Raw genomic sequence first — 13,656 nt, forward strand, 5'->3', positions numbered from 1 at the left:
AATTGAAATACCGATATTTGGATATGAATTGTAAAACACTGGGAATAATTTTATTATTATGTGCGCATGCCCTTGCTATGCCTGCGCAATCCCAGGGCGGAGCTGCTTCAGACACAAATAAAGATACAGCCGCAGTAAATTTATTACTGCAGCAAAGCAAAGAGCGGTTTTCAGATGATCCTGTTAAAGCGATCAGTCTTGCTACCCAGGCAAAGGATCTTTCGGAAAAAATTGAATTTGTAAAAGGGAAGGCCAATGCATTAAAAAACATAGGCGTAGGAAATTATTTTCTGGGAAAACTTCCTGAAGCAATTGTATTTTGGAATGAATCGCTGCAACTTTTTGAAAGTTTGAAAGAAGATATCGGGGTTTCGAATGTGTTGAATAATATCGCCGCAGCGTACGATGATTTAGGAGACAATGAAAAGGCACTTGAATATTCCCTCCGTTCATTAACGATAGCCGAGAAATCGGCTGACAACTATAGAATACTGGCTGCGCTTAATACCGTGGCCAGTATTTATTATGAAAAGAAAGCCACCTGGGATAAAGCGCTGAATTATCTTTTGAAGGCCCTGCCTTTGGCCGAACAAGTGGGCGATAAGGACGGTATTGGGGTTACGTCGGGCAATATTGGAGAGATATATTTTTATAAAAACGATTTTGAAAAATCCAAGACCTATTACGAAAATTCAATAAAGGCTTATGGTGGCCTGTCCAACAGCTCCTATGCCTACAATGGTATCGGTAAAATATATTTAGTTAAAGGCGATTACAATAAAGCACTCAGCTATCACAATAAGGCACTCGAAATTGCGGAAAAAACAGACAGTAAACACCATATGTACCTCTCTTTCCAGGGAATTGCCAATGTGTATATAGCCGAAAAAGAATATGCCAAAGCACTGCTTTATTTTAATAAGGCAAGCGGGCTGGCCGAAGAGCTGAAAGCGCCAAGGGATTTAAAGGATATCTATCAGCAAATGGCAGTGGCGTACGCTAAAAATGCTGATTACAAAAATGCATACAAATACAATTCCCTTTATGCTGATGTAAAAGACACGCTGTATAATATTGATACAGATAAGAAGTTGAATAAACTTCAATTTGAATTTGACTTACAGAAAAAGGAAGGCCAGATAAGTTTACTTACCAAAGACAAAGCCCTGCAGGACGCTGATTTAAAAAGGCAAAAATTTGCCCGCAACGCTTTTGCGGCGGGTCTGGGCCTGGTATTTTTAATTGCAATACTCATCTTCAGAAACTATCGTGAGAAGGTTAAAATCAACAAAATTCTTGATGAGCAAAAAGTGCAGATAGAAAATTTATTGTTGAATATTTTGCCCTCGGAAGTGGCTAAAGAACTTCAGCAAAAAGGCCAGGCAACACCCCGGAATTTTGACCAGGTATCAGTAATGTTTACGGACTTTAAAAGTTTTACCATTCATGCCGATAAACTTTCGCCACAGGAACTGGTAGAAGAACTGAATACATGTTTCATTGCTTTTGATAATATTATAGAAAAGTATGGCCTGGAAAAAATTAAGACCATTGGAGATTCTTATATGTGCGCAGGTGGCATTCCCACGCCCGACAAACGGCATGTGCATAATATGGTAAGCGCCAGCCTGGAAATACAGGAATACATTGTGCTTAATAATAAAAGAAAAATAGCGGATGGCCAGGAGCCCTGGGACCTGCGCATAGGCGTACACGTTGGCCCCGTGGTAGCGGGGGTGGTGGGTAAGAAAAAATATGCCTACGATATCTGGGGTAGTACTGTAAATATTGCCAGCCGGCTGGAAAGCAACGGCGAACCAGAACAGGTGAATATTTCTGCCTCTGTTTACGAAATCGTCAAAAATGATTTTACCTGCAGTTACCGGGGTAAAATTTATGCAAAAAATGTGGGTGATGTAGATATGTATTTTGTAGCCTCCTCAAACAATAAGCTGGCCGGCAAAGTATCTGCAAGTACTTTTTCCATATAAACCGCGGTACCGGTATCAATCACCTCCTCACCTTATTCCCATCATCTTTTTTCCTTTATTTTTTTATTTTCTTTGCACGTTTAATGAACATCTCAGCATTAGGTTGAATTGCTGTTAAGCTAATAATTCTTATCAGTCACCCGGAGTCACGTTCGTTAAAGTGATACCATAACGAAGGCAAAAAAAATGGATATGGAAAGTTCAGGTCACACTTCCGGATTATCAGCTGCAGAAGTAATGGAAAGCAGGCAGCAATACGGCAGCAATATGCTGGAGATGCAGGAAGACAATGTGCTTTTAAATGTGTTAAAGGAAGTAGTACTGGAACCCATGTTCCTGTTATTGCTGGTTGCCTGTATTATCTATTTTGCTGCAGGCCAGTACAACGAAGGCATCATCATGCTGGTATCTATTTTTATTGTGGCCGGAATCTCTCTGTTTCAGGAATACAGGAGTAAAAACGCCGTGCTGGCTTTAAAAAAGCTTTCAGCTTCCAGTGCCAGCGTAATTCGTGATGGAGTAACAGTGCAAATACCCTCCGGTGAAATTGTGAGCGGCGATTTGTTATTGCTGGAAGAAGGGGAAATCATCGCTGCCGACGGAATGATTGTTTCAGCCAATGACTTTTCCGTAAATGAATCGGTCTTAACCGGGGAATCGTTCCAGGTAATAAAAACCCCGGATGACACCAATGGCGTATTCAGGGGTACCCTGGTGACCAGCGGAAGCGCTGCCATTAAGGTAACAGCCGTTGGTTTGCAAACCAAGTTCGGAAAAATCGGGCTGTCATTAAAGGAAATCACTATTGTTAAGACCCCGCTGCAGGCACAGATGCGTTCATTTGTACGCAATATGGTGTGGATTGGTGTAGTGGCATTTTTAATTGTGGTAGGCTTCAATTATTATCAGTCAGGCAATTTTGTCAAATCATTGCTACAGGGCCTTACACTGGCCATGAGCATACTTCCTGAAGAAATACCGGTTGCTTTCAGCACCTTCCAGGCGTTGGGTGCTTTCCGCTTATTACGCAATAATATCATTGTAAAGCAGCCGCAGTATGTTGAAACGCTTGGTTCTGCTACGGTAATTTGTACCGATAAAACGGGCACGCTTACGCAAAACAGTATGCATTTTGCTTTTTTGTACGATGCTCAGACAGATCAGTCCATCGAAATGAATGGCACTGAAAATATACCAGCCGCCGTACTGGAATATGCCATGTGGAGCAGCGAAACCGATCCCTTCGATCCGATGGAAAAAGCCATTCACGCATTGTACCAAAAAACGACAGTAGCAGACAAAAGAAGTCAGTTTAAGCAGGTACATGAATATCCAGTAGGTGGCAAACCGCCCATGATGACGCACATCTTTAAAAATGACAAAGGCGAAATAGTAATAGCTGCCAAAGGCGCACCGGAAGCTATCTTACGCCAAACCGACTTACCGTCAGCAGCATTGCAAAAAATTGAAGGCCGCTCACTTGAATACGCCCGCCTGGGCTATCGTGTTTTAGGCGTTGGTAAAGGCAGCTGGAAAGATGAACAATGGCCGGCCACCCAGCAGGAATTTAAATTTGAATTTCTGGGTCTGCTGGTTTTCCAGGATCCGCCAAAAGACAATATCATTCACACAATCCGGATATTCAGGGAAGCAGGCATAGCAGTAAAAATGATTACCGGTGATTATATGGAAACAGCATTGGCGATAGCAGACCAGGTTGGGTTATCTCACAATGGAGATACGCTTACCGGCAATGAGGTAATGAATTTAACTGCGGAAGCTCTGCGGGAAAAAGTGACCAGCGTAAATATTTTTGCCAGGATGTTTCCTGAAGCAAAACTAAAGGTGATTAACGCACTAAAAGACAACGGGGAGGTAGTCGCCATGACAGGTGATGGCGTAAATGATGCCCCGGCATTGAAGGCTGCACATATTGGCATTGCCATGGGGCTTAGAGGCAGTGAAGTAGCCAAAGCTGCGGCATCACTGATTTTAACGGATGACGACCTGGCCAATATGACGGATGCGGTGGCATTGGGCAGAAAGATTTACGACAACCTTAAAAAAGCCATTCAGTACATCGTATCCATTCATATACCTATCATCTTGATTGTTACTTTACCCCTGCTGCTGATGTGGAAGTTTACAGACATTTTTTCGCCGGTGCACGTTATTTTTTTAGAACTCATTATGGGGCCAACGTGTTCTATCATTTATGAAAATGAACCTATTGAACCGGGAACGATGCAGCGGATGCCCAGGAAAGCGGCGGGTAATTTTCTGTCGCTTAAACAGCTAACGATGAGCATTGTACAGGGGATTGCTATCACAACGGCCTGCCTTGGTGTGGGCTGGTATTATATTAACCAGGGTAATACGGATGCAACGGTAAGGGCCATTATTTTTATAACACTGCTATTCAGTAATATTTTTTTAACACTGGTCAACAGGTCTTTTAAATACACCATCTTTACAACCCTGCAATATAAAAATAACCTGGTGCCCCTGGTAATTTTTGTAACGCTGCTGTTTATCGCAGCCACAGTTTACATCCCTTTTGTAAGTAGTTTATTCAGGATTGATGCACTGCCATGGCCCATGTTGATTACCTGTATTGCTGTTGCAATGGCAGGAACCTGCTGGATAGAATTGTGGAAATTGGTGAAAAAAAGTAACAACTGATTATTTTACATCACCCCAGTTTTCGCCGGTTTTAATCCGGTGAATCTGCATGTCGCTTACTTCATATTTCAATGCCAGCGCTTTCAGGGTAGTGCCTTTTGCCAGCTGTTTTTTTATCACCTTAACTTTATCAAGGGTTAGTTTAGTGTTGCCGCCAGTGCCTGTTTTACGGGCAATTTTGCGGGACTTAATTACAGAAGGGCTTTCCTGTGCATGAGCAGAAGCTTTGGCTATAGTGGCCCAGGCAAGATTTTCTGCACGGTTATCCGCTTTTTTATAATTCAAATGAATAACAACCGTTTCATCTTTTTTGGCCGGTGCCAGAAATTGTTCGGCTACCAAACGATGCAGTAAAATACCACGGTAAACAAGGGTTCCGTTTCTTTTCTTTTTGGTAAAACGCCAGATAGGATAACCTTCCTGCAGGGAACCCTTCAGTTGAACTCCATCATTGGGATCTTTGTCAAAGCAAACAAGGCGGCCCTGGTTAGAGATCGCATAGCGTTTTCCAAAAGCGCTTTTATGAAAACTGAGCACTTTCCAAATTTCTCCGTCAATTTTTCTCATGTTGAATTTATTAAAGGTATTATAACAAAGATAATTTATTTACCAACTCAACCGTTGTAAAAGCATAGCAAACATTTGGCCGTAACGCAATTATTTTGCAGGCAGCCCGCATATCCATGGGTTTGCAGCTATTTTTACTATCTCAAAAGCTTTATTTTTGAAAAAAACAATCACATGTCACTACTGCTGAACAGGAATACTTTTGGAAACCCTGCTAATGCCGGCAACGTGCTGTCCAGAACAGCTGCTGAACAATTATTTTCTTCCTGGGTATTAAATCCAAGGTTACAACTGCATATGAAGCAGGTGGCACACCTGATGAAATGCTGGGCGGCTGAAAAAGAAAAGCTGGATGAAGCAGGTCAATGGCGCTGGGAAATGGCCGGCTTGCTGCACGATGCGGATTGGGACCAGTGGCCGGATCTGCATTGCAAAAAAATAATTGAAGAACTGGAAGCCCGTGACATTGATCCTGAAATTATCCATGCTATAGCAAGCCACGGACCGTTGTATTTTGGTGTTGAACCAGTAACTGCTATGGACAAAATGCTGTTTGCCTTTGATGAGTTAAGCGGCCTGGTACATGCTTATGCATTGATGCGGCCAAACAACTATGAAGGCATGGATTTAAAAGGCGTAAAGAAAAGATTAAAAGAAAAATCTTTTGCAGCCAATGTTTCAAGAGAAGATATTAATGATGCCTGTGAGCGGGCGGCTCTGGCGCTGGATGACCTGATCACATTTATAATTCCCCGCCAGGCAACGGTAAAATAATATACTCATTTTTTTATTAAGGGGTTTACCCAGCCGGAAAAAGAAAAAGCGAATCACTGTTTGGTAGTTATCCGCTTTTTTTACAAGTAAAATATTGGAACAAAAGACGGGCGTTGTAAACTAAGCCTATAGCGTTTAAAATATTTTAAATCTTTCAAAACAAGATTTTTCGAGCAGCTCCCGGTCATCGGGATGAGCGATACTGATCAGTGCTTTCGCCCGCTGCCGGAGGTTTTTGCCAAACAGGTACGCAACACCGTATTCAGTTACAACGTAGTGCATATGCGCTCTGGTGGTAACTACCCCGGCGCCTGGTTTTAGCGTTGGTACAATCCTGGCAACGCCCCTGGCTGTTCTTGAGGGAATAGCGATGATGGGTTTACCGCCATTACTGATGGCTGCGCCCCGCATAAAATCCATTTGCCCACCCACACCGCTGAACTGGTAGGTGCCAATAGAATCGGCGCAAGCCTGGCCGGTAATATCAATTTCGATTGCACTGTTGATAGAAATCATTTTGTCGTTGCGGCGGATAACATGCGGATCATTTACATAATCAATATCCAAAAATGCAAATGCCGGATTATCGTTGATGTAGGAATATAATTTAGCAGAGCCCAGGGCAAAAGAAGATACTGATTTGTTGGGATGTATATTTTTATACTTGTTGTTGATCACATCTTTTTCTACCAGGGGAATAATACCATCGGAACACATTTCTGTATGCACACCCAAATCCTTATGATTCATAAGGCAGCTCAGTACTGCATCCGGTATTGCGCCAATACCCATTTGCAGCGTGCAACGGTCATCGATCATTTCTGCCACGTTCTTTCCGATGGTACGCTCAATGTCGCCCACCTTTTCGCTGAAATTGGCCTCGTGCATTTCATCTTCACAATATACCATGGCGGCAAAACGGCTGCTGTGCACCAGCCCGTCACCATGGGTTCTGGGCGCATTGGGGTTTACCTGCGCAATGATAGTTTTGGCAGTGTTTACCGCACTGCGGGCAATATCTACCGACACTCCCAGCGAGCAGTAACCATGACTGTCGGGCGGCGATACGTGCACAATGGCAACATCAATCGGTAAAATATTTTGTTTAAACAGGTTGGGAATTTCACTTAAAAAAACGGGTACATAATCAGCTATCCCTTCTTTTACGGCGTTGCGCACAGCAGCTGAAACAAAGAGTGAATTAAAATGAAAACTGTCTTTAAATTCGCTCTTATCAACCTGTAAGTCGCCATACAAACTGATAGATACAATTTCTACATTACGTAAACGCGGGGCTTCAAGCGCTAACTGCTTCAGCAAAAAAGTGGGCGTATGCGCACTGCCATGTATATATACCCGTTGATTGGATTGAATGACTGATAACGCTTCCGCCGGACTCACATATTGAACAGGAACTTTCATATTTGAACTATTTGCCGCAAATATATTCCGGCTTCCGCTGGCAACACATGACGTTTTTGTATGGCCTGGTATGATTATTATCACAAGGGTGCAATACAATAGTTTTTGTTGCACCTTTAAAAATGGCGGGAATTAAAGGGTAGTTATACAGATATGATATATTTCATTGCCGTACATGATTTATATTGCAGTGATGAAAATAAAAAAGTTCACAGTGCTCTTTATACTGTTTAGATAGCATTATTTCATCTTAATAAAAAGAAAACCAAACAAGAAGCATGCAGCAGGCCATTATAAATTGTACCATACATACCGGTGACGAAGTGTTCGGGAAAGGAGTGGTACTTATTGAAAACAATGTCATACAATCTGTTCAAAAAGAAGTGCCCGAAAATTGTGCCGTGGTGGACTTAAAAGGGCAAAACATTGCAGCCGGGTTTATCGATATCCATATCAACGGTGGCGACCAGCTGCATTTTAGTCAATCACCAACCGAAGCTGCCATTCATGATATTTATGAAAGCAGTCTGCAGTATGGTACCACGCATATGCTGCCCTGTCTTATTTCTTCATCACATGAAAATATTTTGCAGGGTATTGAAGCTATCAAAAACTACCGGCTCAAATACAACAATGGAGTTATGGGCATGCACCTGGAAGGGCCGTTTATTAATCCCATAAAACGGGGGGCGCACCTGGCAAAATACGTTCGTACGCCAACGAATGCCGAGCTGGAAGAAATCATCCGGTATGGTAAGGACGTCATCAAATTAATTACCATTGCACCGGAATGTTTTACTGATGAACAAATTGATATGCTGATGGAAAGCGGTATCGTTGTGTCGGCGGGCCATTCCAATGCTACCTATGAACAGGCGCAATATGGTTTTTCAAAAGGCATACAACTCATCACGCACTTATTTAACGCAATGACGCAGTTTGGTCACCGGTCGCCCGGACTGGTTGGTGCGGCCTTAAGCAACGATGCGGTTTACACCCCCATCATTTTAGATGGCGCTCACTGTGATTATGCCGCCGCCAGGCTGGCCTATAAATGTAAAAAAGATAAGCTGGTGCTGATAAGCGATGCGCTCTTTTTAAGCAAAAAGAAAAAGGAATTTGTATGGGAAGGTTTTAAAGCGGCGTTGGCAGATGGCCTGTACAGAAACGATGAAGGCAACCTGGCCGGCGCCACCATCTCCATGGCAGATGCGGTTCGCAATGCGGTAGCGCATTTGAATGTATCCGCCGAAGAAGCAATCAGGATGGCAACCTGCAGGGCTGCAGCGGCAATAAAAATGCAGGATAAAGTTGGTAAAATCAAAGCTGGCTTTCCGGCCAGTTTTGTGCAGTTCAGTGATGACCTGTCATTGATACAAACGATGGCGTTGTAGTTATCAAAATAAGGTTGATTTTTTTTTATTTGCCTGCACACCAATTGCCTTTGCAATTTCGTTAGCACTGCAAAAATTAGCAAGACAGTATACCTCCCGGCATCAATTTGTTACATATGAAAAGTTGTTACTCCAATTTTATTGCATCATTTTTTATCTTTTTTGTTATCGTTGTTAAAGCTTCGGCACAGGACACGATTGTGGTGCATTATGGTGGTCACCACGCTACCGACGAAAGCAATGTAACCCATACAACCTATTTAAAGCCTGCTGCGGTTATTATACCAGCTTCAATGATTTTATATGGTTGCTTAAAGCCCGCCGTGGGTGGTATCCGGCAACTCGATGATGATATTATGGCAAACATTAAAACCAATCATCCCGGCTTTCACACAAAAGCCGATGACTACCTGATGTGGGCACCAACGGCATCCATTTACCTGATGGATGCACTGCATATAAAAACCAAACATAGTTTTGCTGAACACGTTATTCTTGATGCAGGCTCTGTAGCCATCGCGGGTGGTGTTGGTTTTGTGATGAGAAAGATTTCGCATGGTATTGATGACTATAACACACAGGGCACCAAGTTTCCGAGCGGTCATACAACAAATGCTTTCAGGGGCGCCGAAATATTTCACCAGGAGTTAAAAGAATCTCATCCGGTTTTAAGTTACAGCGGCTACCTGGTGGCTGCTACCGTGGGTGTACTGCGTATCTATAATAAAAGTCACCTCCTTACTGAAGTGCTGGCAGGTGCAGGGCTGGGTATGCTTTCCAGCAAACTGACTTACTGGGTTTTCGATAAAGTAAAATATAAAAAGAAGAAAAATTAAAGGCCGCAAAACACCTGATTCTTACCGTTAATTTATTTGTCGCCTTCCCATTCCAGGTAAAATTGTGCTAAAAATATTTCCATAAATGCATGCCTTTCTTCGGCCATTTGCCTGCCTGTACCGGTATTCATTTTATCTTTTAGCAACAGCAGTTTTTCATAAAAATGATTGATGGTGGGTGCCGTTGTTTTTTTATAGGTTTCTTTCGTCATGTTTAAGTCTGGTGCAATAGCCGGGTTGTACAGCTGCCTGTTTTTAAAGCCGCCATAATTAAATGCCCTGGCAATGCCGATAGCGCCCAGGGCATCCAGCCTGTCGGCATCCTGTACAACGTCCAGCTCCGGACTGCTGAAACTTTGAGTAAAATGGCCACCTTTAAAAGAAATATTGCGGATGATGTTTTCAACGTGCTCAATGGTGGCCTCAGGGACTGCAAGAGAATGCAAAAAACGGCTTGCCATAGCAGGTCCGATTTCTTCATCGCCATCATTAAACTTAGCATCGGCAATATCGTGCAGCAATGCTGCCAGTGCTACAACCAAACCATTCACATTTTCAGTTTTTGCAATGGTGTTGGCGTTTTTCCAAACCCGTTCAATATGAAACCAGTCGTGGCCGCCCTCGGCTCCCTGCAAAGCTGTTTTTACAAAATGGACTGTTGTATTAATTATCTCCTCTTCTGTCATGATCTGATTAAGGTAGTGGGTATTGAAAACTTTGATACAAATTTATGGTTCCTTTAAAAGTATCATACTTGCAAAATACCCAAAGTTTCCATTCGGGCAACTTGTTTTTTTAATATGATTGCTTATCGCCAGGAGACCAGCGTATTTACCCAGCCTGTTGCTTTAACTCCCCAATCCATCCTTCAGACCATGTATGTAGCCTTCTTAAAAAAAGGTATTATAATTGCAACTGCTAAAATTAAACATTCGCTTTCCATATTTGTTATTGCCGGTAACCAGGAGTCTTAACAGATTTCTTTAAAATAAAATATGATGAATATTGTAATAGTAGGTGGTGGATTCGCAGGTGTTAACCTGGCTAAAAAATTGGCCGGTAAGGCTGGTTTTGATGTGACTTTGATTGATAAAAATAACTATAATTTTTTTCCTCCTTTAATTTACCAGGTGGCCACAGGTTTCCTTGAGCCGACCAGCATCAGCTATCCTTTCCGTAAATTTTTTGCCGGAAAAGATAACCTGCATTTTCGTTTGGCAGAAGTACTGAAAGTGGTACCGGAACAAAATAAAATAATACTGGATGATGGTGAAATGAGCTACGATCAGCTGGTGTTTGCGACCGGAGCCGAGACGAATTATTTCGGTATGAAGAACGTAGCGCAAAAATCGCTGCCCATGAAAACGTTAAGTGATGCCATGGAAATGAGGAATAAGCTGCTGGAAAATATGGAGCAGGCAGCCATCAGTAACGACCCGGTTGAAATAAAAGAATTGCTCACAATTGTAATTGCAGGCGGCGGGCCTACAGGCGTTGAACTGGCTGGTATGTTTGCCGAAATGAAGAATGGAATAATAAGAAAAGAGTATCCATTTTTAACAGGCAAGGGGGGTGAAATTTATTTGGTAGATGGGCTCGGTGCAGTGCTAACACCGATGAGCCCGGAATCGCAAAAAGATACTTTTGAGGCATTGACAAAACTCGGCGTAAAAATAAAGCTCAACTGCCAGGTAAAAGATTATGTTGATAATAAAGTGATACTGGCTAACGGTGAAACCATCGGCTCAAGAAGTTTGATCTGGGCTGCCGGTGTATCCGCAAAAGTGTTTGAAGGCTTACCTGTTGAAAGTTATGGACGCGGAAAAAGAATGATAGTGGACGAGTTTAATAAAGTAAAAAATACACAAAATATTTATGCACTTGGTGATACCGCTTTACAAACCACCGATGCAAAATTTCCCAATGGTCATCCGCAGGTAGCGCAGGTGGCCATTCAGCATGCGGTGCAGCTGGCTAAAAATTTTAAACTCATACAGGAAGGCAAAACGCCGGAGGCTTTTGAATATAAAGACAAGGGCTCTATGGCCATCATTGGCCGCAACAAGGCGGTGGTAGATTTGCCTAAACCGAAGTTGCATATGAATGGTTTCATAGCATGGCTGGCGTGGCTTTTTATTCACCTGGCTTCGTTAATTACTTACCGCAACAGGGTGCGTACTTTCTGGAACTGGATGATTGCATACTTTACAAAAGACCAGTCTTTAAGAATGATTTTAAGGCCTGCGGCAAAACAAAGTGTAACGAATGAAGCACCGCCAGCCGTGGTGGTTGAACAAAGGCCACAGGCTGTTGGTGCAAATTAAGCAGATCAGAATTCCGCTTTAACCAGCTCATACAACCGCTCCATTTTTGCACATTGGCGCTGATAAATTTGATGATTTGATTGATCAGGCAGGTAGGTTTTGCCAACAGCAATTTCCATGGTGTAAGGCAATGCCAATGCCTGCATACCCACCATCACAGCGCCCAAAGCAGAGCATTCTTCAACAGCAATAACATTTACCGGCAGGTTGAATGTATCGGCCAGCATCTGCACCCACAGAGGGCTTTCAGTAAAACCACCGTTTGCGTAGATGGTAGTAACCGGTGATTTTTCCATCAGTATTTTACCGATGCTGTATACATTGTACACCACCGATTCCATTGCTGCCCGTACCAAATGCGCTGTAGTATGTTTGATATCCAAACTAAAATAGACGCCTCTTGCATCGGGGTTCCATAATGGGGCCCTTTCTCCCAAAATATACGGTAATAACAATAATTTATCACTGCCCGCTGCAACATTGGTCGCAAGATTTATAAATTCGTCGTAGGCAGTTTTATCCTTTAATAATTGTTCTTTCAACCATTGAATAACGATGGCGCCGTTGCTGCTGGCGCCGCCCAGAATATATTGTTCGCCGTTTAAATGATAGCAAAAAGTGCGCATGCTTTTATCCGTTATTGGCTGCGAAGTAACGACCCGTGCCGCACTGCTGGTACCTATAGTTACTGCCATTGAACCCGCCGCAGTAGCGCCGCTGCCAAGATTCGCCAATGCGCCATCACTGCTGCCAACTACAAAAGCGGTTTCCTTAAATGCCTTCAATTGTTCTGCTGTATTCGATTGGATTTCTGTGCGTAAATATTCAATATGCGGGCAGGGCACGATGGTAGACAAATGATTTTTTTCAATACCTAAATCCGCAAGAATGTCCGCTTCCCATTGCAGTTCGGTACTGTTCAATAAACCTGTGGCCGATGCGATTGCGGTATCCACAATGTACTTGCCAAACAACCGGTGAAATACAAATTCTTTGATGCCAATAAATTTTGAACACTTCGAAAAAAACAACGGTTCATTCTTTTTAAACCAAAACATCTTGCAAAGCGGCGACATGGCATGAATGGGAACACCGGTACTGTGATAATACTTTTCGCCCTGTGGCGTTTGCTTCAATGCAACGGCTAATTCACCGGCACGGTTATCTGCCCAGATAATACAATTGGTTAACGGCTGATCATTTACATCCATCAGGATTAAACTGTGCATGGCAGCTGAAAAACTGATGAGTACCGCAACATCATGTGGCAATTGTTTTGCTATGCCGGTCAGGCATTGAATTACCGCTTTTAATATTTCCTGCGGGTTTTGTTCACTCTGATTTTCCTGCGGATGCAATATTGGGTAGCCGGATGACTGCTTTGCCAGCACCACCCCGGTTGAAGAAAAAGCAACGGCTTTTGTAGATGTAGTTCCAATATCAATTCCTATAAAATAATCCATACCGCAGTCGTTGTGTGGCTTTTCAAAATGTATAAGTAATCAGTTTAGCAGTTAACTGCTTATTTATAAACAATAATACTGTCTTTCCGTGGTATCCCTAAATAAATGGCGTTGAAGTCAACATTTAAATATCTTTATGGTATAAATGTCATTTTGACTTTATTTTATAAAATATACCCGGTTTGCGTTTAAGCTTACCCGGA

The 13,656-nt window shown here is 42.7% G+C and carries 11 protein-coding genes; 7 read left to right on the forward strand and 4 right to left on the reverse strand.

From position 1 onward, the window contains the following. Nucleotides 1-23: 23 nt before the first annotated feature. Together JWR61_RS03640 and JWR61_RS03645 are read left to right on the forward strand one after the other, a co-directional pair. Entirely contained in the window at nt 24-1,991 is a 1,968-nt protein-coding gene (locus JWR61_RS03640; RefSeq protein ID WP_301926499.1) for an adenylate/guanylate cyclase domain-containing protein, read from the forward strand. 192 nt (nt 1,992-2,183) lie between these two features. Continuing rightward, on the forward strand, nt 2,184-4,673 hold the full coding sequence (locus JWR61_RS03645) for a cation-translocating P-type ATPase (protein WP_301926500.1): 2,490 nt from the start codon (nt 2,184-2,186) through the stop codon (nt 4,671-4,673). Here JWR61_RS03645 and JWR61_RS03650 read toward each other — a convergent pair whose 3' ends face one another. After that, complete coding sequence (locus JWR61_RS03650; protein WP_290335776.1) at nt 4,674-5,240, reverse strand: HNH endonuclease; 567 nt, start codon at nt 5,238-5,240, stop codon at nt 4,674-4,676. Nucleotides 5,241-5,414: 174 nt separating this feature from the next. Between JWR61_RS03650 and JWR61_RS03655 the strand changes: the two genes are divergently transcribed. Beyond that, the gene (locus JWR61_RS03655; protein WP_301926501.1) at nt 5,415-6,014 is read left to right on the forward strand and encodes a hydrolase; all 600 of its coding nucleotides are present in this window, start codon (nt 5,415-5,417) and stop codon (nt 6,012-6,014) included. A gap of 135 nt (nt 6,015-6,149) precedes the next feature. Here the strand turns inward: JWR61_RS03655 and JWR61_RS03660 are convergent, their stop codons facing one another. Next, nucleotides 6,150-7,436, reverse strand: a complete 1,287-nt coding sequence (locus tag JWR61_RS03660) for an acetyl-CoA hydrolase/transferase family protein (protein WP_301926502.1) — start codon at nt 7,434-7,436, stop codon at nt 6,150-6,152. 278 nt (nt 7,437-7,714) lie between these two features. Here JWR61_RS03660 and nagA point away from each other — a divergent pair, with 278 nt between their 5' ends. Both nagA and JWR61_RS03670 read left to right on the forward strand, forming a co-directional pair. Further along, nucleotides 7,715-8,830, forward strand: coding sequence for an N-acetylglucosamine-6-phosphate deacetylase (nagA, locus tag JWR61_RS03665; protein WP_301926503.1), 1,116 nt, complete (start codon nt 7,715-7,717; stop codon nt 8,828-8,830). A gap of 116 nt (nt 8,831-8,946) precedes the next feature. After that, nucleotides 8,947-9,666: a phosphatase PAP2 family protein gene (locus JWR61_RS03670; protein WP_301926504.1), complete on the forward strand. Its 720-nt coding sequence runs from the start codon at nt 8,947-8,949 to the stop codon at nt 9,664-9,666. Between the two features lie 32 nt (nt 9,667-9,698). Here the strand turns inward: JWR61_RS03670 and JWR61_RS03675 are convergent, their stop codons facing one another. Beyond that, nucleotides 9,699-10,352 carry an HD domain-containing protein gene (locus JWR61_RS03675; protein WP_301926505.1) on the reverse strand — a complete coding sequence of 218 codons (654 nt, stop codon included), beginning with the start codon at nt 10,350-10,352 and terminating at the stop codon, nt 9,699-9,701. A gap of 114 nt (nt 10,353-10,466) precedes the next feature. On the opposite strand from JWR61_RS03675, the gene JWR61_RS03680 reads away from it, so the two are divergent. After that, nucleotides 10,467-10,640, forward strand: a complete 174-nt coding sequence (locus JWR61_RS03680) for a hypothetical protein (protein WP_301926506.1) — start codon at nt 10,467-10,469, stop codon at nt 10,638-10,640. A gap of 21 nt (nt 10,641-10,661) precedes the next feature. Further along, a complete protein-coding gene (locus JWR61_RS03685) occupies nt 10,662-11,990 on the forward strand; it encodes an NAD(P)/FAD-dependent oxidoreductase (RefSeq protein WP_301926507.1) in 1,329 nt (442 codons plus the stop codon). A 5-nt stretch (nt 11,991-11,995) separates the two neighbouring features. Here the strand turns inward: JWR61_RS03685 and JWR61_RS03690 are convergent, their stop codons facing one another. Continuing rightward, on the reverse strand, nt 11,996-13,453 hold the full coding sequence (locus JWR61_RS03690; protein WP_301926508.1) for a gluconokinase: 1,458 nt from the start codon (nt 13,451-13,453) through the stop codon (nt 11,996-11,998). Between the last annotated feature and the right edge of the window lie 203 nt (nt 13,454-13,656).

Origin of the sequence: Ferruginibacter sp., assembly GCF_028288465.1 — a bacterium.
Classification (GTDB): Bacteria; Bacteroidota; Bacteroidia; order Chitinophagales; family Chitinophagaceae; genus Ferruginibacter.